The organism is Microbacterium sp. oral taxon 186 str. F0373 (assembly GCF_000411455.1).
Lineage (GTDB): Bacteria > Actinomycetota > Actinomycetes > Actinomycetales > Microbacteriaceae > Microbacterium.
The window spans coordinates 839,253-864,781 of sequence record NZ_KE150457.1 but is presented as its reverse complement, the minus strand read 5'-3'; the positions used below and the strand labels follow the sequence as shown (position 1 = coordinate 864,781).

Sequence of the window (25,529 nt, the reverse complement as noted above, 5' to 3'; positions counted from 1 at the left end):
CCTCAACCCTATGCGCGCGGGCGTCGGGGAACGGGCCAGATCGGGCGTGCGCCGCGCTCCGTCGTGTCCGCCCCGCCCGGCGCGGCGACGTCTGGACCTTCCGCGGGCGGAGGGGATGGATGCCGGGGCGCACCCGAGCGCGGCGCGGCGGCGTCATTCGGCGCGGTGCGCGGGGGGTTCGACATCGCGCGGCCGACGGCCTCGGCGCCCTTCGCGAGCACCGTCTGCGCGAAGGTCTGGGTGAGGTTCTGCGCGATGACGGTCCACTGCCCGACGGTGTCCGTGCCCGCGCGCGAGGCATCCGGATCGCCGGGCGCGGGTCTCGCGGGCGCGTCGCCCGCCGCGCGCGCCTGCCGCCAGGCCTCGGCCTCGGCCACGGCGAAGGCGCGCCCGGCGGCGGCCACCGCGTCGCGGTACGCGGTGAACTGCGCGGGCGTGACGCGGGCGTGCGCGGAGGCCGGACGCTGCTCCCGCGCCGCCTTGTCAGCGGCGAGGAAGGCGGCGGTCAGCGGCTGGCGCGCATCGGTCATCGCGGGGAAGGCGATGAGCCGCGCCGGATCGGTCTCATAGGTCATCCATCGGGCGATGATCTCGTCGTGTGCGCGCATCATGCGCGCGACCGGTAGGTGGGCGTCGTCGCCGGCCGCCGGCAGCGCGGCCCGCGCGGCGGTCACGTGCGCGCGCCGCGACCGGGCCGTCGCCGTCGCGACGCGGACCTCGTCGGTGGCGCGGTCGAGCTGCCGCCGCGCCGCGGCGACATCTGTCGCACTCGCGCGACCGGTCGCGCGTTCGGCCTGCAGCCGATCGAGCTCTGTGCGCGCCACCCGCACCGCGGCACGGGCTGTCGCCGCATCGCGCTTCGCCGTTCGCAGCTCCAGCCGGGCCGCGTCCAGCTCGATGCGACGGCGACGCGCGCGGCGTTCGCGGCGCAGCCCGAGCCAGCCGAGGGTGCCGGTACCGATCGTCGCCGGCCCGATCCACCAGAACTCGGCGATCGTCGCCCAGAGCGGATCCACGCCCTCAGCCTAGCGAGGCCGGCTGGGAGCGCTCGCAGAGCGGGATGCCGCGGCATCCGCCCCTCGCCTCCGCTCGTCCCGCCCCTCGCCCGCACGCGTGAACGTCGACGAACTCCGCAGATTGTGACGAACTCCGCACGCATCCGGGCACGCGGGTGCGGAGGACGTGCCTGTGCGCGGAGCTCGTGGGGCGGCTCAGCCGAAGAGCAACGCGAGCACCGTGGCGCCGCCGCCGACGAGGATCAGCGCGACGATCGTGACCCAGGCGATGATGCGGGTGCGGCGCGTGCGCGCCTCGTTCATGCCCTCGTACTCGTCCGGCTCGCTCATGCGCCTCAGCCTACGGGCTCGACGACCGTCGGTCCGAAGGCGGCCGGCAGTGTCGCCTGCGAGCGCGCCCGCAGCTCCGAGACCGCGACCGTGAACACGTCCTGCACCTCGAGGGCGTTCTCCGCTGTGTCGGCGGTCGCGTCGGTGACGCCGATGCGCAGTACCGGATAGCCCCGGCCCTCGCACAGTCCGCGGAACTTCACGTCCTCCTCGCGCGGCACCGAGACGATGACGCGGCCGGTCGACTCGCTGAACAGGGCGGTCGCGGCATCCACGCCGTCGCGCTCCATGATCTCGCGCAGCCAGACGCGGGCGCCGACGCCGAAACGCGTCACCGCTTCGGCCAGGGCCTGGGCGAGTCCGCCCGACGAGAGGTCGTGGGCGCTGGAGACGAGCTCCTGCTGGGATGCCGCGTGGATGAGCTCCGCGAGACGCTTCTCCTGGGCGAGGTCGACCGCCGGCGGACGTCCGCCGAGGTGGCCGTGCACGGTCTCGGCCCACGCCGAGCCGCTCAGCTCGGTGGCCGTGACGCCCAGCAGGTAGATGTTCTCGCCGGCATCCTGCCAGCCGCTCGGAATGCGGCGGGCGACGTCGTCGATGATGCCGAGCACGCCGACGACGGGCGTCGGGAAGATCGGGGTGTCGCCGGTCTGGTTGTAGAAGCTGACGTTGCCGCCGGTGACCGGGACGCCGAGCTCGAGGCACGCGTCGGCAAGACCGTCGACGGCCTGGCCGAACTGCCACATGACCTCGGGGTTCTCCGGGCTGCCGAAGTTGAGGCAGTCGGTCACGGCGGTCGGAACGGCGCCCGTGACGGCGACGTTGCGGTACGCCTCGGCGAGGGCCAGCTGCGCGCCCGCGTAGGGGTCGAGCTGGCAGAAGCGCCCGTTGCAGTCGGTGGCGATGGCGAAGCCCAGGCCGCTCTCCTCGTCGACGCGGATCATGCCGGCGTCGTCGGGGAAGCTGAGGGCGGTGTTGCCCATGACGTAGTAGTCGTACTGGTTGGTCACCCAGCTCGTGTCGGCGAGGTTCGGGCTGCCGAGCAGATCGAGGAACTGCGTGCGCAGGGTGGCGGGGTCGTCGGTGCGCGGCAGGGCGGATGCCGAGTCGTCGCGCAGGGCGTCGATCCAGGTCGGGTAGGCCACGGGGCGCTCGTAGACCGGGCCGTCGACCGCGACCGTGGAGGGGTCGACGTCGACGATCTGCTCGCCGTGCCAGAAGATCTGCAGGCGGCCGTCGCCGGTCACCTCGCCGAGCACGCTGGTCTCGACATCCCATTTGCCGGTCACTGCCAGGAACGCGTCGAGCTTCTCGGGCGCGACGATCGCCATCATGCGCTCCTGGCTCTCGCTCATGAGGATCTCCTCCGGCGTGAGCGTGGGGTCGCGCAGCAGCACGTTCTCGAGGTCGACGCGCATGCCCGAGCCGCCGTTGGCGGCCAGCTCGCTCGTGGCGCAGGAGATACCCGCGGCGCCGAGGTCCTGGATCGCCTCGACGAGCTCGTCGCGGTACAGCTCGAGGCAGCACTCGATGAGCACCTTCTCGGCGAACGGGTCGCCGACCTGCACGGCGGGACGCTTGGTCGGGCCGCCGTCGGCGAAGGTGTCGGACGCGAGGATCGATGCGCCGCCGATGCCGTCGCCGCCCGTGCGGGCGCCGAAGAGCACGACCTTGTTGCCCGCGCCGGTGGCGTTGGCGAGCTTGATGTCCTCGTGGCGCATGACGCCGACCGCGAGGGCGTTGACCAGCGGGTTGCCCTGGTAGACGGCGTCGAACACCGTCTCGCCGCCGATGTTCGGCAGGCCCAGGCAGTTCGCATAGAAGCTGATGCCGCTGACCACACCGTGCACGACGCGGGCGGTGTCGGGGTTGTCGATCGCGCCGAAACGGAGCTGGTCCATGACGGCCACCGGACGGGCGCCCATCGAGATGATGTCGCGGACGATGCCGCCCACACCCGTTGCGGCGCCCTGGAACGGCTCGATGTAGCTCGGGTGGTTGTGGCTCTCGACCTTGAAGGTCACCGCCCAGCCCTCGCCCACGTCGACGACACCCGCGTTCTGGCCCATGCCGACCATGAGCCGCTTCTTCATCTCCTCGGAGACCTTCTGGCCGAAGCGGCGCAGGTAGATCTTCGACGACTTGTAGGAGCAGTGCTCGCTCCACATCACCGAGTACATCGCCAGCTCGCCGCTGGTGGGACGGCGACCGAGGATCTCCTTGATCTGCGCGTACTCATCGCTCTTGAGGCCGAGCGCCGCGTACGGCTGCTCCTTCTCCGGCGTCTGGACGGCGTTCTCGACAGTGTCTGCGACCTTGCTGTCGGATGCGGGGGTGCTCACGCGGCGGGACTCCAAGACTCGGGTGCCGGGGACGGCCTCAGTCTAGCCGGGCGGCCGTCGACCGGGCGGCGCGGGTCGGGCCGTGCCGTTCAGGCCTCGTCGTCGATCACGCCGATGCCGACGGCGTGATGGCTGGGCTCGGCGGCCTGCGGCAGCGTGGGCTCGGTCGGGTGCGGCGCGAGCGGCTCGTCGGGATGCGGCGCCAGCGGCTCTTCGGGATGCGGCGCCAAGGGCTCCTCGCCCGGATCCTTCTCCGTGCTCGGCGCGGTCAGCTCTTCAGTGTCGGGCTCGGTCGTCGCGGGCGCGTCTTCGGTTCCCACACCAGGCGTGTTGTCGGGGGATGTGTGCGGGTCGGTCATGTGGTCCTCCTGCGTCATGACCTCCACTGTTCGCCGCCATCGGCGGTGACGCACGGGGGTTGACAAGAGGGCTCGTGGATGTTGCCGCTGCGACGTATCCTCGCCCCCATGACCGGACTCACCCCGTATCTCTCCTTCGACGGCACGGCTCGCGCGGCCCTCGAGTTCTACCGCGGGGTGTTCGGCGGCGAGCTCGTCCTCGCGACGTTCGGCGATTTCGGGCGCGACGACGGGCCCGCCGACCACATCGCGCACGGCATGCTGCAGGGTCCCGTCGAGCTGTTCGCGTCGGATGCCGCTCGCGGCGAGCCGACTCTGGAGCTTCGCGGCATCCTGTTCTCCCTCTTGGGCACCGCCGAGCCGGCGACGCTCGAGGAGTGGTTCGCGGCGCTCGCCGAGGGCGGCGACGTGCTCGGCCCACTCGCGCTGCGACCCTGGGGCGACCATGACGGTCAGGTGCGCGACCGGTTCGGGGTGGCCTGGCTCATCGGCTACCGGGGATGAGCGACCCGGTCGCTGCGCGGCGGAAGGGGATGGTATCCCGAGTCGAACAGACGGTGCCCTCGCGGTCATCGGCGGTTAACCTGCTCGCTTCCGGCCGTCTGCTTCCGACCGCTTTGCTCACCCTTTGTGTCCCTCAACGTACCGTCCTTCCTTCGCACCCATGGGGCCGGAGCGCTCGTCGTCGCTCTGGCCTTCGGAACTCTGACCGCGACCGGAGCGGTTGCGGCCGAGCAGCCCGCGGCGTGGCCTCTGCTTGTCTCCGAGATTGCGCCTGACAACGCGGGCACCCCCGACCTCACGGGCGGCAGCACGGGGGATCAGGACCAGTTCGAGTTCTTCGAGATCACCAATCTCTCCTCGGCGCCGATCGATGTGCGCGCGGGCGGGTACGCGCTCAGCTACATCTACAACGCGACGGGTTCCCCCACCGACGTCACCGCCGAGAAGCCCCTCATCGTCACCGAGGCGAGCCCCGTGATCCCCGCGGGCGCGTCCGCCGTGTTCTGGATGCAGTACACCAGCGGCTCGACGGCGGACAGCACGCGCTTCACCGATGCGCAGTTCCGCGCACACGTGGGAGCCACCGACGAGGTGCCCCTGTTCCACGTGACAGGACAGGCGGGGATGTCCAACACCGGCACTCGCGGCATCCGCATCGCACGCAACGGCGAGACGGTCACGTGGTCCTCGTACACACGAGACGCGACCGACAAGGGTCGCTCCACCCACTTCGGCGTCCCGACGGACGCATCCTCGCGGGGCGCGCTGTCGCTCGGAGACGGCGTGTACACGGCCGGCACCGTGACGGACGCGCAGAGAAAGCCCGCCGTCAGCACCCCGACCGAGCCCACCCCGACCCCCACCCCGACCCCCACGGCCACAGCTCCCACCGTGGGTCCCGGCGCCGCCGGCAACGCGGCCCGCTACTTCCCGCTCGCGATCACCGAGATCCTCGGCGACAACCCGGGCACCGACCTGTACGAGTACCTCGAGGTCACCAACACGACCGATCAGCCGATCGATCTCGACGCGCAGAAGATCGGCATCCGTTACAACACGTCGCAGTGGAACGCCGGCAGCGACCAGCCCATCTTCCGCCAGGACGGCGACGGCACCACCGCCACGGTGATCCCCGCCGGCGGTGTGGCCCTGTTCTGGATGAACTACAAGGAGAGCAGCACGCAGCGCTCCATGAGCATTCAGCAGTTCCGGGACTATTACAGCCTCGGCGCCGACGTGCCGGTCTACCGTTTCGGAACCCAGGAGGGCTTCGCCAACGGCGGGAACCGGGGCTTCAGCCTTGTCAAGGACGGCGCCGTGATCAACCGCGCCTGGGTGGGCGCAGGCAAGATCGACAGCGCAGGCGGGGTCGTGCAGTTCGGCGTGCCCTCGACCATCGGCGGCACCGACGCGGTCGTCGTCGCCGAGAACGCCCCGCGCACCCCCGGTGCGATCACGACCGCTCAGGTCACGAGCGCGCTCACGCGCCCGACCGACGCGGCACTGACCTCGCCGATCCTGCAGATCACCGAGCTCGCCCCCGACACCGTGAACGTGCACGGGTCCGACGGCTACGAGTTCGTCGAGGTCTACAACGCCTCCGACGCGCCGGTGAACTTCGGCGACTACGTCCTCAACTACATCTACACGGACAACTCGCTCAGCGGCCCGGTCTCGCAAGGATCGACGCAGTGGCCGGCGACGCCCGCGAACCCGGTCATCCAGCCCGGCACGGCGTTGGTCCTGTGGGTGAAGAACGGCAACAACACCGCGCTGACAGCCGCTGACTTCAATGCGCAGTTTGGCACGTCACTGGTCTCCGGCCAGAACCTGATCGAAGTGTCGTCCGGTGGCATGGCCAATGGCGGATCGCGCGGCATCCAGATCTCCACCAACGTCGGCACCGATGTGAGCCGTGCCTACTACTTCAGCGACGACCAGACGACGTCCACGACGGCGATCCAGTACGCCTGGAATCCGCAGGGCGCCGCGCCGATCTGGTCTCCCCAGCCCGCCGACGGCACGGTCCAGGCGCTGCTGCGCCTCGACACCCCGACGCCCGGGTCCGTCAGCGACGACCAGGTGCGCTCCGGGCTGCGCCCCGCTCCCGCCGCAGGTACCGCACCCGTCATCACCGACCTCACCGGCGGCACGGAGACACCCAGTACGCCGGGCCTGGACCTCGGGTTCGACATCACCGACGATCACGAGGTGCGTACCGTCACCCTCACTCTCACCGACAACCTGGGTGCGACGATCACGCGCAATCTCACCTTCGGCGCCGCGAACCGCTACCTGTACTCCGTGCCTCAGGTCGACCTGTTCGGCAAGCGGTGGGTGGAGTACACCCTGACCGCGACCGACGGCTCGCAGACCACGACCCTGGGGCCCGTGCGCGTCACGTTGACGGATGCCGCGACCGACCCGGTGCGGCTGAACCTCACCGAGGGGCAGTTCGTGTCGGGCCCGGTGCGCGTGCAGGGCACGAGCGACGCCGCACCCGGCGCTCTGGCGCTCAGCGCCGACGGTGCGGCGCTGGACTCGGCGACCCCGTCGCTGGAGGCCGGGCCGATCTTCGCCTTCGAGGCGACCAACACCGACGCGTTCTTCCGCAACGGCGTCAAGCTCGGTGACGACGTGCTAAAGATCTTCGACGAGGGTTACTACGAGCGCATCGTCACCGTCGACGCGGCGGTGCCGGTCACCCGTGTGGAGAAGGGCAAGCCCCTCACCCTCACCGTCACGTCGGGCACCAAGGCCCAGCCCAGCGGCGACCCGAACGAGAACAACGACGACTTCTCGGCGCTGAACTTTCGCCTGGCGCTGCCCGACGGACGCGTGCTGCGCCCGGTCAGCTGCGCGACCAGCTGGGAGGCCGACGGGGCGGTGACCGCTCCGGCGCCGTACACGTGCGCCACGGGCGACAAGCGCGTGAACTTCAGCGACGACGCGCTCGTCTCGATCGATCTCACGTTCGACATCCCGGCCGACGCGTTCGACTCGATCGCCGCCACGTGGGACACCACGAAGGTCGTCGACGGTGCCCACACCGTCGCGGCCACCGACGGCGCGGACCGCGTCGCACGGTCGGTGCGGGTCGACAACACCGCGCCCGTCATCACGACGGCCCTCACCGACGGTCGGCTCTACCGCGGCGAGTTCTCGGTCGACGGTTCGGCCGCGGATGCCGGCTCGGGTCTCGACACGCTGACCGCGACACTGGACGGCGCCGCGGTCACGCTGCCGCTGACCACCTCGTCGCTGACGCTCGCCCCGGGCGACCACACGGCCGTCTTCACGGCGCGCGACCACGTCGGCAACACCGCCACGCGGACGATAGCCTTCCGCACGGCGGACGAGCGCCCGGGCATCACGCTGCTGGCGCCCTCGGCGGGCGGCACCGTCACGGGCGACAAGGCGACGCTCTCCGCCACTGCGACCTCGGCCGAGGCCGACGCGCTCGACCTGAGCTTCCGCCGGGGGTACACGTTCACGCCCGCGCAGAGCCAGGTGCACGTGGCATCCGGAGCGACGACGACGGCAGCGGCGGGCGACCGCACGGATGCCGTGCCGCTGAGCGCCGACGACCTCGCCACGCTCTCCGCGACCGACGGGGTGGATGTCGCCGCCACGAGCGACACGGCCTTCCCGTACCAGCTGTTCACGATCGACGTGCCGGCCGATTCCGGCTCGGGCGCGCTCGCCCGCGTCACCTGGAAGGGGCGCGCCAACGCCGACGCGAAGGTGCTGCTGTACGCCCGCAAGACCGACGGATCGTGGGAGAAGGTCGACCAGTACCTGACGACCGGGGGTGCGGCCACCGACTTCACCCTCAATGCGCTCGTCCCCGTCGACACTCACGCCGACGGCGGCACGCTCACCTTCCTCGTGCAGCACTCCGAAGGCTTCGCCGGCACCGCGCGCTCGAGCCGGACGGATGCCGTGACCGCGTACAACGCGGGGGCCACCCCGCGCGACCAGTACGACTTCACGATCGGCTGGGAGTCGGACACGCAGTACTACAACGAGAACCAGGGCTACCTGGCCGGTACCACCGGTGACGACACCTTCTACCAGCACCAGGTCGACATCCACGACTTCCTGCTGAAGCAGCGCGACAGCCTCAACCTGCAGTACGTCATGCACACCGGCGACATCGTCGACGACTACGTCGCCACCGACCGGGCCGTCGGCAACGACGACCCCGAGTACGAGTGGAAGAACGCCGACGCGCAGTACAAGCGTTTCGACGAGGCGGGGCTGCCGTACGGCGTCCTCGCCGGGAACCACGACGTGGGCCACGCGGCCGATGACTACTCGAACTTCTCGACGTACTTCGGCGAGAGCCGCTACCGCGGCAACCCCTGGTACGGCGGGTCGTACAAGGACAACCGTGGCCACTACGACCTCATCACGGTCGGCGGAGTCGACTTCCTGATGCTGTACATGGGCTGGCCCGCGGTCAACAACGCGGCGTCCAACGACGAGGACATCGCGTGGATGAACGCCGTCATCCAGCGCTACCCCGAGCGCAAGGTGTGGATCGACCTGCACGAATACATGCTCACCACCGGTGGTCTGGGGCCGATCCCGCAGCGCATCTTCGACGAGGTCGTCAAGGCCAACCCGAACGTCTTCGCGGTCAGCTCGGGCCACTACCACGATGCGTACACGCGCACCGACGCGATCGACGACAACGGCGACGGCCAGCCCGACCGCACGGTCTACTCGATGCTGTTCGACTATCAGGGTCTGCAGGAGGGCGGCCTCGGCTACCTGCGTCTGCTGCACTTCGACAACAAGGACGGGCGGATGATCGTCCGCACCTACTCGCCGTCGCTGGACATGTTCGACTCGCAGGACCCGGCGCTCACGAGCCCCGAGGGCATGCAGGAGTTCACGATCCCCTACTCCGCGATCGGGCTGAAGACGCAGACCAAGACGCTCGCGACCGACTCGTTCCGGGCCGACATCCTCACTGCCGACGAGGTCGGAAAGGTCGCCCAGGCGCCCTCCGGCTCGGTCTCCACGGTCGACTGGAAGAGTCTGACGGCGGGCGAGCGCGGATGGTACGTCACGGCCACCGGCCCGCACGGCGGACTGGAGTACTCCGAGGTGCGCACCTTCACCGCGGTCACGGGCGGTTCGACCGATCCGGGCGCGGGGGGCGGCACCGGGCAGCCCGGGACGGGCGGTGGCGCTCCGCAGCCGGGCACGGGAGGCGGCACCGATCTGCCGAGTACCGGCGGCGCTACCCCGGCGGTCGCGCTCGCTCTGTCGCTCGACCGCGTGAGCGCGGGAGCAACCGTGCGCGTGATGGTGCAGGGGCTCACGCCCGCGGCCTCCTACCGGTTGGTGCTGCATTCGACGCCGGTGCTCCTCGCGACAGTGACCGCCGCCGCGGACGGCTCGATCGACGTGACCGTGCTGATACCGCAGTCCATCACGCCCGGAGCGCACACCCTGCAGCTGTCGCGCGCCGACGCTCCCGACACGGTCGTGGCGTCCGCTGCCGTGACGGTCACGGCGGCGGGCCTGGCCGCCACCGGTGGACACGGTGACGACCTGGGGGCGGTTCTGGCGGGAGGCATCCTGCTGATGCTCGTCGGCCTGGTCGTCGTGAGGCGGCGTCGCCGTCACGCGCACTGATCCCCTCGTCGCAAGGGGTGCGTCCGTCCTGCGGGTGCACCCCCTGCGTCCCGGTGGGGGAGGCCTGACGTACCCTCGGGGCATGTCCCGTGACGTCCTCTCCGCACGGCGGCGGGAGCTCGATGCCCTGCTGATGCGGCTCGACACCGATGACGCGGCCGTGCGCGCCGACCGGTCGGCTGCGACCGCCGATGACGAGCACGACCCCGAGGGCTCGACGCTCTCCGGCGAGTGGCAGCGCATCGATGCGCTTCGTCGTTCCGTGCTCGACGAGCGGGCGGAGGTCGACGCCGCGCTCGCCCGCGTGGATGCCGGGACCTACGGCATCTGCGTCGTCTGCGGGAACGTGATCGCGCCCGGCCGGTTGGAAGCCCGGCCGATGGCCACCACCTGCATCGCCTGCGCCGCCTGACCCGTAGCCGATCCTGCGCGCCCGAGGCTCCGAGCCTCCCGACATCGTGTGTGACGCATGACGCGGCGTCCCGAACTCCTCCATTCGGCCGGTTCACGGCGGTGTGGAGCGGCCTCAGCTGCAGGATCGGGCCGAGATGGAGGAGTTCGGCGCGCCCTCCGCACGCAACGCGGTGGCAGCGCCTGGCCGGGAGGCGCCGGTCGACCCACCGAGGGTATTGACGCCCGGCATCCACTGTCCTAACGTACAACCAAATGGTTGCACAAATTGAGTTGAGCGACGATGAGACCGACCGCCTGTTCCACGCCCTCGCGGCGGCGACGCGACGCGACATCCTGCGGCGCACGATCGTCGACGAGCAGTCGGTCTCGACACTCGCCGCGGATTACGACATGTCGTTCGCCGCGGTGCAGAAGCACGTGGCGGTGCTCGAAGCCGCCGGCCTCGTCATCAAGCGGGCTGAGGGACGCGAGCGTCTCGTGCGCGCCGACCCGCGCATGATCTCCCGCGCCCGGGCGCTGCTCGCCCGTTACGAAGACCTGTGGCGCTCGCGCATCGACCGCCTCGACGCTCTGCTGGCTGAACCGCACGATCCCCGTCCCACGCAAGGAGACTGACATGCCCGTCACCGACATCACGACCGACCCCGAGAACCTCACGATGACCCTCGTCGCGGATGCCGCGGCGCCCGTCGCCCGCCTCTGGGAGGCCTTCACCGACCCCCGGCAGCTCGAGCGCTTCTGGGGCCCTCCCGGCTGGCCCGCCACCTTCACGTCGTTCGATCTGCGTCCCGGCGGACGCGTCGACTACCGCATGACGAGCCCGCAGGGCGAGCGTTCCGCCGGATCGTGGGAGGTGCTGAACGTCGAGCCCGGACGCAGCTTCGAGGTGCTCGACTCGTTCATCGGCGACGACGGTGAGAAGCTCGACGGCTTCCCGTCGATGCGGATGCTCTTCTCATTCGAGGCGACCGCCGAGGGCTCGCGCCTCACCAACACCACCTTCTTCACGTCGCTCGAAGCGCTCGAGCAGGTCGTCGCGATGGGCGCGATCGAGGGTTCGCGTCTGGCGATGAGCCAGCTCGACGCGGTGCTGCAGGACCTCCGCGCCTACGCGCAGGGCAAGGGCACCCGCACCGAGCTGCTGACCGATCAGCACGTGCGCATCACCCGACTCATCGAGGGCTCGCGCGAGCTGGTGTGGCGCGCCCACCACGAGCCCGAGCTGCTGCGGCAGTGGCTGCTGGGACCCGACGGCTGGCAGATGATCGAGTGCGAGGTCGGCGAGACCACCCGCTTCGTCTGGCAGCAGGGCGACGACGAGTCGACCCGGTTCGGGTTCGAGAGCGAGACCGTGCTCAGTGAGCCGATCTGGCGCGAGGTCTCCACCGAGCGGATGATCGGGATGCCGGGACCGGCCACCCTCAACGACCTGCAGCTCTACGAGGAGGATGGTGCGACCCTGCTGACGTTGCTGCTCGAGTACCCCGACAGGGAGACGCGCGACATGATCCTCGCCACCGGCATGACCGACGGTATGGAGGCCTCGTACGTGCGCCTGGAGGCGGTCGTCGCCGGCTGAGGGGCGGCGCGTTTCGACTCGGCGCTGCGCGAGCGCAGCGAGTCGAAACGCGGGCGCGGTCGCTCCGCGACGCAACTGCAAGGGATACTGCCCGACACGCCGCGGCATCCCTTGTCCCTGCCCGCGTGTCGCGGCTACGGCCTTGCAGTTCGGATGGGGGCGGGGGCGGCGCGACTCGATCGCGGTCAGTCCCCGAGCACGAGGCGGTAGCCCATCCCCTGCTCCGTGAGCAGATGCTGCGGGTGCGCGGGGTCGCGCTCCAGCTTCTTGCGCAGCTGCGACATGTACAGGCGCAGGTATCCCGAATCGGCTACCTGGTCGGTGCCCCAGATGTCCTTCAACAGGTTCTGCCGGGTCACGAGCGTTCCGGGGTTGCGGGCCAGGAACTCGAGCATCCGCCACTCCGTCGGCGTCAGGTGCACGACCTCGCCGCCGCGGACGACGCGGGTCGCGGCCAGGTCGACCTCGACATCACCGAAGCGCACGACCGGGGTATCCGCGGATGCCGCGGATGCCACGCCCCGCCGGCGCGCGAGGGCCCGCAGGCGCGCGAGCAGCTCGTCGATCTGGAACGGCTTCGTGACGTAGTCGTCGGCCCCGGCATCCAGAGCCTCGACCTTGTCGGCCGAGCCTGTGCGTCCGGAGACGACGAGGATCGGCACGTCGGTCCACCCGCGGAGCGCGTGGATCACCTCGATGCCGTCGAGACGCGGCATTCCGAGGTCGAGCATGACGACGTCGGGGCGCGCCTGTGCCGCGGCGGCGATCGCGGCGGCGCCGTCGGGCGCGGCGATGACGTCGTAGCCGTGCGCGGCGAGGGTGATGCGCAGCGCCCGCACGAGCTGCGGGTCGTCGTCGGCGACCAGGATCTTCACGCTCTCATCCTCCCGCCTCGGCCGCCGGCGGGGCGGCGAGGTCGGATGCCGCGGCATCCACCGGCAGCGAGACCACCATCGTCAGCCCGCCGCCGGGCGTGGTCTCGGGTGTCAGGGTGCCGCCCATGCCCTCGGTGAAACCCTTCGACAGGGCGAGCCCGAGTCCGAGCCCGGTGGTGTTGTCGGTGTCACCGAGCCGCTGGAAGGGCGTGAAGATGTCGTCCTGCCGGTCGGCGCTGACGCCGGGGCCGTGGTCGACGATACGCAGTTCGACGGTCGGTCCGAGCCGGCTGGATGCGATGCGCACGCGCGTGCCGGGCGGCGCGTAGCGGCGCGCATTGGCGAGCACATTGACGATGACCCGCTGCAGCAGCACGGGGTCGGCGCGCACCGCAGGGACGGTCGGATCGAGCGCGAGCTCGACGACGTCGGGTCCGATGCCGAGCTCATCGAGGGCTTCGAGGACTGCTCCCGCAAGGTCGACGGGGGAGAGCGAGACGGCGAGCACGCCCGCCTGCACGCGGCTGACGTCGAGCAGATCGGTGACCAGCGCCGCGAGCGCGGCGAGCGACTCGTCGGCGGTCGCGACGAGCTCGTCGTGATCGGCGGCGCTCAGCGACGGCCCCGCCGCACGCAGGCCGCCGACGGCCGCGATGGCCGCGGCGAGCGGGCGGCGCAGGTCGTGGCTGACCGCCGACAGCAGCGCCGTGCGCACCTGGTCGGTGGCGGCCAGGGCGTCGGCGGTGCGGGCCGTCTGCGTGAGCTCGCTGTGTTCCAGAGCTGCGGCGAGCTGGGCGGTGATGACATCGAGGAGGCGTCTTTCCGGGGCGCCGACATCGCCGCCGTGCAGCTCGAGCGTGGCGCGAGGGCCCCCCGCGGCATCCGTGCCGACGGGCACCACGATCGCCCGGCCGTCGCGCACCGGCTCGCCGTCGGTCGCCAGCACCTGCTGGGTGGATCCGTCTCCGGCCAGCAGGCGCGCCCCGCTCACGCCGAACGCCTCGCGGGTGCGGCTGACCAGGGCCGGGACGGCGCTCTCGCCGCGCAGCACGCTGCCCGACACCGTCGCCAGCAGCTCCGACTCGGCGGCCGCGCGCCGAGCACGGCGCGTGCGACGTGCGGCTTGATCGACGATCCAGCTCACCAGGATCGCGATGACGACGTAGAGCACGAGCGCCAGCGCATGCAGCGGGTTGTCGATCGTCACCGTGAAACGCGGATGGATGAAGAGGAAATCGAGCGTCAACCCCGACAGCACCGCCGCGAACAGCGCCGGCCAGATGCCGCCGATCAATGCCACGACGACCACGAGCAGCTGGTACGAGAGCACGTCGGAGGTGATCGTCTCCTCGTTGGAGGTCGCGAACAGCAGCCACGACAGCAGCGGCCCGCCGGTGAGCGCGACGACCAGACCCAGGATGCGCCGGCGCCAGCCGAGCGCTCCGCCCGTCACGCGCGGCAGATGCAGGGTTCCGCCCGCGGCGGCGTGGGTGACGATGTGCACGTCGATGTCGCCCGACTCGCGGATGACCGTGGCCCCGATGCCCGGGCCGGTGAACGCCGCGCCGAGGCGGCTGCGGCGGCTGGCGCCCAGCACGAGCTGCGTCGCGTTGACCGATCGCGCGAACTCGACGAGGGTCCGCGGCACGTCCTCGCCGATCACCTGGTGGTAGCTGCCGCCGAGCGACTCGACGAGTGCGCGCTGGGCAGCGAGGGCTCCGGGAGCGGCGGCACGCAGCCCCTCCTGCGTCGTCACGTGCACGGCGAGCAGCTCGCCGCCGGCAGCACGCGCGGCGATGCGCGCCCCGCGCTGCAGCAGCGTGTCGCCCTCCGGGCCGCCGGTGAGGGCGACGACGACGCGCTCGCGCGCCTGCCACGCCCCGCGGATGCCGTGCTCCTCGCGGTAACTCTGCAGCGCGCTGTCGACCTCGTCGGCGAGCCACAGCAGCGCGAGTTCTCGGAGCGCCGTGAGGTTCCCGAGGCGGAAGTAGTTCGACAGGGCGGCATCGATCCGCTCCGCGGGATACACCGCGCCGGCGGCGAGGCGATCTCGCAGCGACTGGGGTGCGAGGTCGACGACCTCGATCTGGTCGGCGGCGCGCACCACGGCATCCGGTACCGTCTCGCGCTGCGTGACCCCGGTGATCTGCGCGACCACTCCGCCGAGCGAGGCGATGTGCTGGACGTTGACGGTCGTGATGACGTCGATACCGGCGGCCAGCAGCTCTTCGACGTCCTGCCACCGCTTCTCGTTGCGGGAGCCGGGTGCGTTGGTGTGGGCGAGCTCGTCGACGAGCGCGATCTCCGGATGCCGATCGAGCAGGCCGTCGAGGTCGAGTTCGTCGAGCTCGACCTCGCGGTGGCGCAGACGCCGGCGTCCGAGCGTGGGCAGGCCTTCCGCGCGCGCCGAGGTCGCCGCACGGCCGTGGGTCTCGACGATGCCCACGACGACGTCACGACCGTCGGCGAGCAGGCGATGGCCCTCGGACAGCATCTCGTACGTCTTGCCGACGCCGGGCGCGGCTCCGAGCAGCACCCGCAGACTGCCGCGCTTCATGCGTTCACCCTAGTTCTCCCGCCGCCCGCCCGAACGGCAAGGGATGCCCGGCGACGCGCCGTGGCATCCCTTCCGGGGGCGGCGTGTCGGCGCGTAGACCTTGCAGTTGGGGTGCGGTCCGCGGCCCGGACGGGGCTCCCGCCGTAGGCCCGACCCGACCTGCCCGACCTGCCCGACCTGCCCGACCTGCCCGAACCGGCCAGACCGACCCGACGAGACCGACCCGACCCGGCCACCGCCACCTGCCCGAGCTGAACCAACCGCAACCGACCCGAACTGCAAGGGATGCCGGGGGGCACGCCGTGGCATCCGTCGCACCGGCGGCGTGTCCCGGCGTCGACCTTGCAGTCCGGTTGCTCCCGCGAGTTCCGACTCGGCCCCGCTCGTTGAGCGACGCAGCGCGTCGAAGCGCCGCTTGCCGCCGTCCCGCACGCGTCAGCGTCCGAGGGCGTCGAGGGCGATGTTGAGCTCGAGCACGTCGACGCGGGCCTCGCCCAGGAAGCCGAGGTCCCGCGCCGTGGTGTGCTGATCGACGAGCGCCGTCACCACGGCCGGGTCGAGGCCGCGCGCCGCCGCCACACGCGCCACCTGCAGCTTCGCGTACGCCGGCGAGATGTGCGGGTCGAGCCCGGAACCGGATGCCGTGACGGCATCGGCGGGGATGTCGCCCACCGGCACGCCGTCCGCCGAGGCGATCGCGGCCTGACGCTCACCGATCGCGGTCACGAGGTCGCTGTTCTCGGGCCCGAGGTTCGACCCGCTCGAGGCCGTGCCGTCATAGCCGCTGCCCGCGGCCGATGGCCGCGACTGGAAGTACTGCGGGAGGGCTGCGCCGTCGGCATCCGTGAAGGACTGGCCGATCAGCGCGCTGCCGACGACCTGCCCGTCGGCGTCGCGGACGAGCGAGCCGTTCGCCTGCGCGGGAAGGGCCAGCTGGCCGACGCCCGTGATCACGGCCGTGTACGCGATGCCGAGCACGGCCGTGGCGACGAGCATCGCACGGGCGGCGACGCCGAGGTGGCGGGCATATGTACGGGTGGAGGTACGGGTGGACATGACGATGCCTTTCGAGAACCCGGCTCAGAAGCCCGGGAGAAGGCTCACGACGAGGTCGATGAGCTTGATGCCGACGAAGGGGGCGATGACGCCGCCCAGGCCGTAGATGAGGAGGTTGCGCCCGAGGATCTGCGAGGCGCTCGCCGGCCGGTACGCGACGCCCTTCAGCGCCAGCGGGATCAGGACGACGATGATGATCGCGTTGAAGATGATGGCGCTGGTGACCGCCGACGCGGGCGAGTGCAGCTGCATGAGGTTCAGCGCCGCGAGTCCGGGGAAGACGCCCATGAACATCGCCGGGATGATCGCGAAGTACTTCGCGATGTCGTTGGCGAGAGAGAACGTCGTCAGCGCTCCCCGGGTGATGAGCAGCTGCTTGCCGATCCGGACGATGTCGATGAGCTTCGTCGGGTCGGAATCGAGGTCGACCATGTTGCCGGCCTCCTTCGCGGCGGAGGTGCCCGTGTTCATCGCGACGCCGACGTCGGCCTGCGCGAGCGCGGGGGCGTCGTTGGTGCCGTCACCGGTCATCGCGACGAGCGCGCCGCCGGCCTGCTCGCGCTGGATGAGCGCCAGCTTGTCTTCGGGGGTCGCCTCGGCGAGGAAGTCGTCGACGCCCGCCTCCGCGGCGATCGCCCGCGCGGTGAGCGGGTTGTCGCCCGTGATCATCACGGTGCGGATGCCCATCGCGCGCAACTGCGTGAACCGCTCGGCGAGGCCCTCCTTGACGACGTCCTTCAGGTGCACGGCGCCGAGCGGAACTCCTCCAGTTCGGGGGTCGAGCGTGGCGACCACCAGCGGGGTTCCGCCGGACTGGGCGATGGCGTCGGTGAATTGGAGGAGTTCGGCGCGCTGCTGCGGCGCCACGGGCTGCCCCTCCGCCTCGAGCCAGGCGAGCACGGCGGATGCCGCACCCTTGCGCACCTGCGTGCCGTCGGCCAGGTCCAGACCGCTCATGCGCGTCTGTGCGGTGAACGGCACGGGAGTCGATCCCTCGGGTGCGGCGGGGGCGACCCCCTGAGTCGCGGCGAGTTCGACGATCGACACACCCTCGGGAGTCGGGTCGGCGAGCGACGACAGCACGGCCGCGCGGGCCAGCTCGTCGCCGTCGACACCGGTGAGCGCGGCGAAGGCGCTCGCGCGGCGGTTGCCGTAGGTGATCGTTCCGGTCTTGTCGAGCAGCAACGTGGTCACGTCGCCGGCGGCCTCGACGGCGCGCCCCGACATGGCGAGCACGTTGTGCTGCACCAGTCGGTCCATGCCGGCGATGCCGATCGCCGACAGCAGCGCGCCGATCGTGGTCGGGATCAGACACACCAGCAGGGCGACGAGCACGGGGATACTGACGGGGCTCGCCGCGTACGAGGCGATCGGGTTGAGCGTCAGCACGACGATCACGAACACGATCGACAGGCTGGCCAGCAGGATGCCGAGGGCGATCTCGTTGGGGGTGCGCTGACGGTTCGCGCCTTCGACGAGCGCGATCATGCGGTCGACGAAGGTCTGGCCCGGCTGGGAGGTGATGCGCACGACGATGCGGTCGCTGAGCACGCGGGTGCCGCCGGTGACGGCGCTGCGGTCGCCGCCGGACTCCCGGACGACGGGCGCCGATTCGCCGGTGATCGCGGACTCGTCGACCGTGGCGATGCCCCAGATCACGTCGCCGTCGCCGGGGATGAGCTCGCCGGCCGACACGACCACGACGTCGTCGAGGGCGAGCTCCGAGGAGGCCACGTCGTCGGTGGCGGCAGCTGTGGCCGCGGCATCCGTGGCGGCGTCGTAGGCGCGCACCCGGTGCGCGACCGTCGCGGTGCGGGTCGTGCGCAGGGCCTGCGCCTGCGCCTTGCCGCGGCCCTCGGCCACCGACTCGGCGAGGTTGGCGAACAGCACGGTCAGCCAGAGCCAGACGGCGATGCCCCAGGTGAAACCGGCCGGCACGGGCGTGCCGCCCGAGTTCTGCGGACCGCCGAGGAAGGGTTCGGCGATGGCGATGGCGGTGGTGAGGGCCGCGCCGACCCACACGAGGAACATGACGGGGCTCCGCCACAGCTCGGCGGGGTTGAGTTTGCGCAGGGCCCCGGGAAGGGCGCCGACCAGCTGTGTCCAGCCGAACGCGCGGCGGGTGGGAGCGGGCGACGACGCGGCGTCGTCACCGGCGGGTTGCGGACGGTCGAGGACCGGAGCGGACGTGTTCATGTCAGGAGAGACCTTCTGCCAGGGGACCCAGCGCGAGAACGGGGAAGTAGGTGAGAGCGGTGATGACGACCGTCACGACCGCGAGCAGGCCGACGAACTGCGGGCGATGCGTCGGGAGGGTGCCGGCGGTGGCGGGCACGCGCTCCTGCGCGGCGAGCGAGCCGGCCAGGGCGAGCACGAGCACGATCGGTACGAACCGCCCGAGCAGCATCACCACCCCGAGCGCCGTGTTGAACCAGGGCGTGTTGGCGGTGAGCCCGGCGAAGGCCGAGCCGTTGTTGTTCGCGGCCGACGTGAACGCGTAGAGCACCTCGGTCATGCCGTGGATGCCGGGATTGAGGATCGACGTCGCCTCGACATCGGCCCGCACGGCGGGGATGCCGAAGCTCAACGCCGTTCCCGCCAGCACCAGGGTCGGAGTCACCAGGATGTAGAGGCTCGCGAGCTTGATCTGGGTGGGGCCGATCTTCTTGCCGAGGTACTCGGGGGTGCGACCCACGAGCAGTCCGCCGACGAACACGGCGATGATCGCGAGCACGAGCATGCCGTACAGGCCCGACCCGACACCGCCGGGGGCGACCTCGCCGAGCATCATGTTCAGCAGCGGAATCATGCCGCCGGTGGCGGTGTACGAGTCGTGCATCGAGTTCACGGCGCCGGTCGAGCTGAGGGTCGTCACGGCTGCGTACAGCGCCGAGCCGACGATGCCGAAGCGTTGCTCCTTGCCTTCCATCGCGCCGCCCGCGAGCTGCGGGGCGGTGCCGTGTCCGGCGACCTCGAGCGCGCTCACCGCGGCGATCGACGCGATCGCCAGCGTCGACATGACCGCGAGGATCGCGTAGCCCTGACGGTTGTCGCCGACCATGCGGCCGAACGTGCGGGGGAGCGAGATCGGGATCACGAGGATCAGCAGCAGCTGGACCAGGTTCGTCCACGGCGTCGGGTTCTCGAACGGGTGGGCGGAGTTGGCGTTGAAGAACCCGCCGCCGTTGGTGCCGAGCATCTTGATCGCCTCTTGCGAGGCGACCGGTCCGCCCGGGATCGACTGCGTCGCTCCGGTGAGGGTGTGCGCGTCGACGAATCCGTTCAGGTTCTGGATGACGCCGCCGGACAGCAGGACCACCGCGGCCACGACCGCCATCGGCAGCAGCAGCCGACCGAGTCCGCGCGTGAGGTCGACCCAGAAGTTGCCGATCGTGCTCTGCCCGCGCCGCGCGAAGCCGCGCACGAGCGCGATGGCGACCGCGATGCCGACGGCGGCGGAGACGAAGTTCTGCACGGTGAGGCCGGCGAGCTGCACGAGGTAGCCCATGGTCGCCTCGGGAGAGTACGACTGCCAGTTGGTGTTGGTGACGAAGGATGCCGCGGTGTTGAACGCCAGGCCCTCCGGCACGGCCGGGAGCCCGAGCGAAGCGGGCAGGAAGGCTTGCAGGCGCTGCAGCGCGTAGACGAAGAGCACGCCCATGAGCGAGAAGGCGAGCACGCCGCGGGTGTAGGCCTGCCAGGTCTGTTCGCTGCGCGCGTCGACGCCGATGAGACGGTAGACGACCCGCTCTGCGGCGGCATCCTTCTCACCCGTGAAGATGCGGAACATGAGGTCGCCGACCGGGCGGTACAGCAGAGCGAGCAGCAGGATGAGGGTGGCGATCTGGAGCACGCCGAACCAGATGTCTGCGGAATCGACGCCCATCAGAAGCGCTCCGGCTTCACGAGGGCGACGACCAGGTAGACGACGCTGGCGACACCGAGGACGGCGCCGATGATCGAGAAGATGTCCATCAGAGCCGCTCCGCCCCCTTCGCGACGAGGGCGACGATCGCGAACACCGCGATCGTCACGACGACGTAGATCACATCGAGCACAGGAACTCCCGGACACTGACCGCGCTCGCTGATTCCGCGCGGGCGCCCACCATGGGCACGGGATCCGATACAACTCCGCTGCCGCGGCGGCTTCCGACGTCCTTACGGTTTCCCTACGGGTGCTCGCGATGTCCTCACGGCTCGCTCACGTCGCGGGCGGGGGCCGCGCCGAAACGCCGATCCGGCGCAGCCTGCCGCATCCGCTACCTTAGGTAAGGCAATCCTTACTCAAAGATCGTAGGAGGTCCCGTGCGCGGTTCCGTCTCGTCGCGTCCATCCGCCGCCGCGGCTCTGCTGCTCGTCGCCGCCCTGCTCACGGGGTGCGCGGCCGTCGCCACTCCCGCCGACACCGAGGCGAGTGCGCCGCGCGCGCGGCTGACCGAACTGACGCCGCTGGCCGATCCGCGCAGCCATGTCGGTCCGTCGACCGCGACCCTCACCGACGCGCGGATCCTGCGGGTGGCCGAGAGCCCCACCCCGAGCCTGCCCGTCACCGTCACGTCGCACGACCTGTCCGGCGACGTGCCCGTGACGGTGACGGACGTCTCCCGCATCATCGCGATGGACCTGTCCGGGTCGCTCGCCGCGACCGTTGCGGGCCTCGGCTTCGCGGGCGGGCTCGTCGGACGCGACATCTCGACGACCTTCCCCGAGGCGCGCGAGCTGCCCCTCGTCACCGCCGGCGGACACTCCGTCAACGCCGAAGCCGTCATCGCGCTCGCCCCGACCCTCGTCATCACCGACGGCAGCATCGGACCCGCCGACGTCGTCCAGCAGCTGCGCGACGTCGGCATCACGGTCGTCTTCGTCGAACGCTCGACGTCGTTCGCCGGTGCCGTCGCGCAGGCTCGGCAGGTCGCGCAGGCACTCGGCGTGCCCGAGACCGGTGAGCTGCTGGCCACGCGCATCCAGGACGACGTCCAGCGGGTGACGGCGGAGGTCGCACGGCTCGCGCCGGCCGCGGCATCCGACCGCGTGCGCATGGCGTTCGTCTACCTGCGCGGGTCCGCCGGTATCTACTACCTGTTCGGCAAAGAGTCGGGCGCCGACGACCTCATCGCGGCGCTGGGCGGCGTGGATGTCGCCGGGGAGCTGGGATGGCGCGGCATGCAGCCGCTCACCGACGAGGCGATGGTCGCCGCCGACCCCGACCTCATCCTGGTGATGACCGACGGCCTCGCCTCCGTCGGCGGCGTCGACGGCCTGCTCGCCGCGAAGCCGGCCATCGCCCTCACGGCCGCCGGCCAGCACCGCCGTTTCGTCGACATGGCGGACGGGCAGATCCTCTCGTTCGGGCCCCGTTCGGCCGACGTGATCGACGCCCTCGCGCGCGCCGTCTACGCTCCGGATGCCGCGCCCTCCACCTCCGGGACGAGCCCGGCGCCCGCGCCGTGAGGGCCGCTGCGCCACCCCTCGTGAGGGCCGCCGTCGCGACGGCCTCGTCCCCGGGGCGCCGCGCCGTGGTCGGGATCGTCACCGGGATCCTGTTGGTGGCCGGGGTGATCCTCTCCGCCGGGAGCGGTCAGCTGCCCATCGGTCCGGCCGAGGTCGTCGGCTCGCTGCTGCGCGCCGTCGGCGTTCCGAACGGGTGGGCACCGACGGACGCCCTCGTCGAGCAGACCCTGTGGCAGATCCGATTCCCCCGGGTCGTGATGTCCGTGCTCGTCGGTGCGCTCCTCGCCGTCGCCGGCGCGATCATGCAGGCGATCTTCGCCAACCCCCTGGCCGAACCCGGGGTCGTGGGCGTGTCGTCGGGAGCCGCCGTCGGTGCGGCGCTCGCGATCACCCTCGGGCTGAGCACGTTCGGCGGATGGACGACCGCGGCGCTCGCCTTCCTCGGCGGGCTCGCGGCGACCCTCATCGTCTACGCGACCGCGCGATCGCAGGGGCGCACGGAGGCGGTCACGCTGATCCTCACCGGCATCGCGGTCAACGCGTTCACGGGCGCGGCGCTCGCGGTGATGATGTTCCTCGGCAACACGGCGTCGCGGGAGCAGATCGTGTTCTGGCAGCTCGGATCGATGAACGGGTCGCGGTGGCCCGAGGTGGCGCTCGTCGCACTGATCGGCCTCTTCGCCACGGCCATCGCTCTCTCGCTCGCCCGGCCGCTCGACCTCCTCGCGCTCGGCGACCGCACGGCCGCGCACCTCGGCGTGCGCGTGGAGCGGCTGCGGGTCGTCAGCATCGTGCTCGTCGCGCTGCTGACCGGTGTCGCGGTGGCGTTCATCGGGATCATCGCGTTCGTGGGTCTCGTCGTCCCGCACGTCATGCGCATGCTGCTCGGCCCGTCCAACCGTGCGCTGCTGCCCGCAACGCTCCTCGGCGGCGCGGTCGTGCTCGTGTACGCCGACCTGCTCGCGCGCACGGTGATCCCCTCGGCCGATCTTCCGATCGGCATCCTCACCTCGCTCGTCGGCGGCCCGTTCTTCTACGCGCTGCTGCGGCGCAACCGGCGCCGGTCGGGAGGATGGGCGTGAGCGGCGTCGCGTACGCGCTGGAGGGGGTCGGTCGCCGGGTCGGCGCACACGAGCTGCTCGCCGGAGTCGGTCTGGAGATCGTCTACGGTCGCGTGCTCGCGCTGGTCGGACCGAACGGCGCGGGCAAGTCCACGCTGCTGAGCGTGCTGACGGGGGATGCCGCGGCATCCACCGGCAGCGTCCTGCTCGACGGGCGTCCGCTCGCCGCGTGGCGCACCCGTGAGCTGGCCCGCACGAGAGCCGTGCTGCTGCAGGCGCAGCACGTCGCGTTCTCGTTCACGGCCCGCGAGGTGGTGGAGATGGGGCGCGCGCCGTGGACCGGCACGGAGCGGGCGGATGCCGATGAGGAGCGGATCGCGGCGGCGATGGCGCGTGCCGACGTGACGCACCTCGCCGATCGCGCCTACCCCTCGCTGTCGGGCGGTGAGCGCGCCCGGGTGGGTCTGGCGCGGGTGCTCGCGCAGGACACGCGGATCGTGCTGCTCGATGAGCCCACGGCGGCGCTCGACCTGCGCCATCAGGAGGACGTGCTGCGCATCGCACGCGATCTCGCCGCCGCGGGACGGGCGGTCGTCGTGGTGCTGCACGACCTGTCGCTGGCGGGAGCCTACGCGGACGAGGTCGCCATGCTCGACGGGGGCCGTCTGGTCGCCTCCGGCGCCCCCGAGCGAGTGCTCACCGCGGCGCGGGTGGAGGACGTGTACGGGACGCCGGTGCGGGTGCTGGCCGACCCCGACACGGGGCGACCTCTCGTACTCCCGCGCCGCGGGTCGTGACGCGGCCCGCTCCCCGCGCGCTTCCCGGTCGTTGAGCGAGGCGCCGGGCGCCGAGTCGAAACGCCCCGGCGCCCGGCGTGCTCAGGCCTCGGGGGTGCGCCGGCGCTGCGCCTTCGACGGGCGGATCGCGGGCACGTCGCCGACGATCGGCACCGGCGTGCGGTACAGGTGCACGCCGTAGCGCGCCACGAGCCCGATGAGCACCATCAGCTTGTTGCGCGGGCCGAGCAGGCTCACGATGTGGACGAACAGCCACGTCATCCACCCGAACGAGCCCGTGAGGGTGACCGTCTTTCGCAGCAATGGGATCTTCGAGAGGAAGCGCAGAGCATGCAGCCCGGGGAGGTTGGCGATGCCGGGCAGCTCCCCGATGGCGGCGCGGCGGCCGATGATCGCCAGCTGTCCCTTGTCGTAGTACGAGAACGGCTGCGTCGGCTGTCCCGCGATCAGCCGCACGATCTGGCGCGCCACGTGCTCACCGCCCTGGATCGCCGGCTGTGCCAGCTGAGGCAGGTCCTGCGGCGCGATCGCGACGTCGCCGGCGGCGAAGACTCCCGGCAACCCCACGACCTGCAGATCCTCGCCGACGCGAATGCGGTCGCCCTTGTCCAGCGGCAGGCTCCAGTCCCGCACCTCCTCATGCGGTGCGACGCCCGTCGCCCACACGGTGAGATCGGACGGCAGCACCGTGCCGTCCGAGAGCACGACGGCATCCGGTCGCACCTCGTCGACGCCGGAGCCGAGGCGCAGCTCGACGTCGCGGCGGCGCAGCTGGGCGGCCGCGTAGTCGCGGAGCTTCGGGATGAACGGCTTGAGGATCTCGCTGCGCTGCACGAGCGTGATGCGGAACGCATCGCCGTCGAGCTCGGGGTACGCCGGCTCGAGGCCCTGGTCGCGCAGTTCCGCGAGGGCACCCGCCATCTCGATGCCGGTCGGCCCGCCGCCGATCACGATGACCGAGAGGCCCTTGGTGCGCTCGCCCTGCACGGCGACGCGCTCCAGCCGTGTGAAGAGGGCGTCACGGATCGCGATCGCCTGCGAGCGGGAGTAGACCGCGAAGGAGTTCTCCTTCGCGCCCGGCGTACCGTGATACGCCGTCGTCACCCCGTTGGCGACGAGCAGGTAGTCGTAGGACATCTCCTGACCGTCCAGCAGACGCACCGTGCGGGCATCCGTGTCGATCTCCATCAGGTGCTCGTGCACGACGTCGAGGTTGGGCTGGCGCACCCGCAGACTGCGGAGGAAGTGGGTGACGTCGCCCGGGTTCAGACCGCCCGTGGCGACCTGGTACAGCAGCGGCTGGAACGTGTTGTAGACGCGGCGGTCGACGAGCGTCACCCGCACGTCGGCGTGACGCAGGGCCCGCGCGGCGCTGATGCCGGCGAAGCCGCCGCCGATGATGACCACGTGCGGCCTCGCGTCGTGCGTCGGGTTCGTCGAGTCGTCGGGAGCCTGCGATGCGGATGCCGTCATAGCCGCAGATTACCGCGACCACGTGTCAGACCCCTGTCCCTCGCGGCCGATGCGGGGGTGGGAG

General features: G+C 71.2%; 19 protein-coding genes. 8 read left to right on the top strand and 11 right to left on the bottom strand.

The genetic code is table 11. The annotated features are described in order from the left end of the window. Positions 1-8: 8 nt before the first annotated feature. The 4 genes from HMPREF1529_RS03895 to HMPREF1529_RS03885 all read right to left on the bottom strand — a co-directional run bounded on the left by HMPREF1529_RS03895 (position 9) and on the right by HMPREF1529_RS03885 (position 4,047). The gene (locus HMPREF1529_RS03895) at positions 9-1,016 is read right to left on the bottom strand and encodes a hypothetical protein (RefSeq protein ID WP_016463776.1); all 1,008 of its coding nucleotides are present in this window, start codon (positions 1,014-1,016) and stop codon (positions 9-11) included. Between the two features lie 195 nt (positions 1,017-1,211). Next, a complete protein-coding gene (locus HMPREF1529_RS16380) occupies positions 1,212-1,346 on the bottom strand; it encodes a hypothetical protein (RefSeq protein ID WP_005054860.1) in 135 nt (44 codons plus the stop codon). Between the two features lie 5 nt (positions 1,347-1,351). After that, positions 1,352-3,688: a phosphoribosylformylglycinamidine synthase subunit PurL gene (gene purL, locus HMPREF1529_RS03890; RefSeq protein WP_016463775.1), complete on the bottom strand. Its 2,337-nt coding sequence runs from the start codon at positions 3,686-3,688 to the stop codon at positions 1,352-1,354. Between the two features lie 89 nt (positions 3,689-3,777). Further along, a complete protein-coding gene (locus tag HMPREF1529_RS03885; RefSeq protein WP_016463774.1) occupies positions 3,778-4,047 on the bottom strand; it encodes a hypothetical protein in 270 nt (89 codons plus the stop codon). 108 nt (positions 4,048-4,155) lie between these two features. On the opposite strand from HMPREF1529_RS03885, the gene HMPREF1529_RS03880 reads away from it, so the two are divergent. The 5 genes from HMPREF1529_RS03880 to HMPREF1529_RS03860 all read left to right on the top strand — a co-directional run bounded on the left by HMPREF1529_RS03880 (position 4,156) and on the right by HMPREF1529_RS03860 (position 12,193). Beyond that, positions 4,156-4,551 carry a VOC family protein gene (locus HMPREF1529_RS03880; protein WP_036282692.1) on the top strand — a complete coding sequence of 132 codons (396 nt, stop codon included), beginning with the start codon at positions 4,156-4,158 and terminating at the stop codon, positions 4,549-4,551. Positions 4,552-4,677: 126 nt separating this feature from the next. Further along, a complete protein-coding gene (locus tag HMPREF1529_RS03875) occupies positions 4,678-10,200 on the top strand; it encodes a metallophosphoesterase (protein WP_016463772.1) in 5,523 nt (1,840 codons plus the stop codon). 82 nt (positions 10,201-10,282) lie between these two features. After that, on the top strand, positions 10,283-10,612 hold the full coding sequence (locus HMPREF1529_RS03870) for a TraR/DksA family transcriptional regulator (RefSeq protein WP_016463771.1): 330 nt from the start codon (positions 10,283-10,285) through the stop codon (positions 10,610-10,612). Positions 10,613-10,866: 254 nt separating this feature from the next. Beyond that, positions 10,867-11,229, top strand: coding sequence for an ArsR/SmtB family transcription factor (locus HMPREF1529_RS03865; protein ID WP_016463770.1), 363 nt, complete (start codon positions 10,867-10,869; stop codon positions 11,227-11,229). A 1-nt stretch (position 11,230) separates the two neighbouring features. Then, positions 11,231-12,193 carry an SRPBCC family protein gene (locus HMPREF1529_RS03860; RefSeq protein WP_016463769.1) on the top strand — a complete coding sequence of 321 codons (963 nt, stop codon included), beginning with the start codon at positions 11,231-11,233 and terminating at the stop codon, positions 12,191-12,193. A 185-nt stretch (positions 12,194-12,378) separates the two neighbouring features. On the opposite strand, the gene HMPREF1529_RS03855 is transcribed toward HMPREF1529_RS03860, so the two are convergent. From HMPREF1529_RS03855 to kdpF, 6 genes are all read right to left on the bottom strand, one after another. Then, positions 12,379-13,068 (bottom strand): response regulator, encoded by a 690-nt coding sequence (locus HMPREF1529_RS03855; protein WP_016463768.1) that lies wholly within the window; start codon positions 13,066-13,068, stop codon positions 12,379-12,381. A gap of 4 nt (positions 13,069-13,072) precedes the next feature. Continuing rightward, positions 13,073-15,625, bottom strand: a complete 2,553-nt coding sequence (locus HMPREF1529_RS03850) for a DUF4118 domain-containing protein (RefSeq protein ID WP_016463767.1) — start codon at positions 15,623-15,625, stop codon at positions 13,073-13,075. A gap of 435 nt (positions 15,626-16,060) precedes the next feature. After that, positions 16,061-16,681 carry a potassium-transporting ATPase subunit KdpC gene (gene kdpC / locus HMPREF1529_RS03845; RefSeq protein ID WP_016463766.1) on the bottom strand — a complete coding sequence of 207 codons (621 nt, stop codon included), beginning with the start codon at positions 16,679-16,681 and terminating at the stop codon, positions 16,061-16,063. A 24-nt stretch (positions 16,682-16,705) separates the two neighbouring features. Beyond that, positions 16,706-18,877 (bottom strand): potassium-transporting ATPase subunit KdpB, encoded by a 2,172-nt coding sequence (kdpB, locus tag HMPREF1529_RS03840; RefSeq protein ID WP_016463765.1) that lies wholly within the window; start codon positions 18,875-18,877, stop codon positions 16,706-16,708. A 1-nt stretch (position 18,878) separates the two neighbouring features. Next, positions 18,879-20,567, bottom strand: coding sequence for a potassium-transporting ATPase subunit KdpA (gene kdpA / locus HMPREF1529_RS03835; protein ID WP_016463764.1), 1,689 nt, complete (start codon positions 20,565-20,567; stop codon positions 18,879-18,881). Then, entirely contained in the window at positions 20,567-20,656 is a 90-nt protein-coding gene (kdpF, locus tag HMPREF1529_RS03830) for a K(+)-transporting ATPase subunit F (RefSeq protein WP_016463763.1), read from the bottom strand. The genes kdpA and kdpF overlap by 1 nt, the downstream gene beginning before the upstream one ends. A 332-nt stretch (positions 20,657-20,988) precedes the next feature. Here kdpF and HMPREF1529_RS03825 point away from each other — a divergent pair, with 332 nt between their 5' ends. The 3 genes from HMPREF1529_RS03825 to HMPREF1529_RS03815 are packed head-to-tail and all read left to right on the top strand — an operon-like array spanning position 20,989 to position 23,992. Continuing rightward, positions 20,989-22,134: a heme/hemin ABC transporter substrate-binding protein gene (locus tag HMPREF1529_RS03825; RefSeq protein ID WP_016463762.1), complete on the top strand. Its 1,146-nt coding sequence runs from the start codon at positions 20,989-20,991 to the stop codon at positions 22,132-22,134. Next, positions 22,131-23,216, top strand: a complete 1,086-nt coding sequence (locus HMPREF1529_RS03820) for a FecCD family ABC transporter permease (protein ID WP_016463761.1) — start codon at positions 22,131-22,133, stop codon at positions 23,214-23,216. The genes HMPREF1529_RS03825 and HMPREF1529_RS03820 overlap by 4 nt, the downstream gene beginning before the upstream one ends. Beyond that, entirely contained in the window at positions 23,213-23,992 is a 780-nt protein-coding gene (locus tag HMPREF1529_RS03815; RefSeq protein WP_016463760.1) for a heme ABC transporter ATP-binding protein, read from the top strand. The genes HMPREF1529_RS03820 and HMPREF1529_RS03815 overlap by 4 nt, the downstream gene beginning before the upstream one ends. An 81-nt stretch (positions 23,993-24,073) precedes the next feature. Here the strand turns inward: HMPREF1529_RS03815 and HMPREF1529_RS03810 are convergent, their stop codons facing one another. Beyond that, positions 24,074-25,399 (bottom strand): NAD(P)/FAD-dependent oxidoreductase, encoded by a 1,326-nt coding sequence (locus tag HMPREF1529_RS03810; RefSeq protein ID WP_016463759.1) that lies wholly within the window; start codon positions 25,397-25,399, stop codon positions 24,074-24,076. Positions 25,400-25,529 lie beyond the last annotated feature (130 nt).

What these genes read in the sequence shown, in the direction of transcription:
- HMPREF1529_RS16380 (WP_005054860.1), bottom strand. Translation starts at nt 1,346, where the DNA reads ATGAGCGAGCCGGACGAGTACGAGGGCATGAACGAGGCGCGCACGCGC.
- HMPREF1529_RS03885 (WP_016463774.1), bottom strand. Translation starts at nt 4,047, where the DNA reads ATGACCGACCCGCACACATCCCCCGACAACACGCCTGGTGTGGGAACC.
- HMPREF1529_RS03880 (WP_036282692.1), top strand. Translation starts at nt 4,156, where the DNA reads ATGACCGGACTCACCCCGTATCTCTCCTTCGACGGCACGGCTCGCGCG.
- HMPREF1529_RS03870 (WP_016463771.1), top strand. Translation starts at nt 10,283, where the DNA reads ATGTCCCGTGACGTCCTCTCCGCACGGCGGCGGGAGCTCGATGCCCTG.
- HMPREF1529_RS03865 (WP_016463770.1), top strand. Translation starts at nt 10,867, where the DNA reads ATGGTTGCACAAATTGAGTTGAGCGACGATGAGACCGACCGCCTGTTC.
- HMPREF1529_RS03860 (WP_016463769.1), top strand. Translation starts at nt 11,231, where the DNA reads ATGCCCGTCACCGACATCACGACCGACCCCGAGAACCTCACGATGACC.
- HMPREF1529_RS03850 (WP_016463767.1), bottom strand. Translation starts at nt 15,625, where the DNA reads ATGAAGCGCGGCAGTCTGCGGGTGCTGCTCGGAGCCGCGCCCGGCGTC.
- kdpC (WP_016463766.1), bottom strand. Translation starts at nt 16,681, where the DNA reads ATGTCCACCCGTACCTCCACCCGTACATATGCCCGCCACCTCGGCGTC.
- kdpB (WP_016463765.1), bottom strand. Translation starts at nt 18,877, where the DNA reads ATGAACACGTCCGCTCCGGTCCTCGACCGTCCGCAACCCGCCGGTGAC.
- kdpA (WP_016463764.1), bottom strand. Translation starts at nt 20,567, where the DNA reads ATGGGCGTCGATTCCGCAGACATCTGGTTCGGCGTGCTCCAGATCGCC.
- kdpF (WP_016463763.1), bottom strand. Translation starts at nt 20,656, where the DNA reads ATGGACATCTTCTCGATCATCGGCGCCGTCCTCGGTGTCGCCAGCGTC.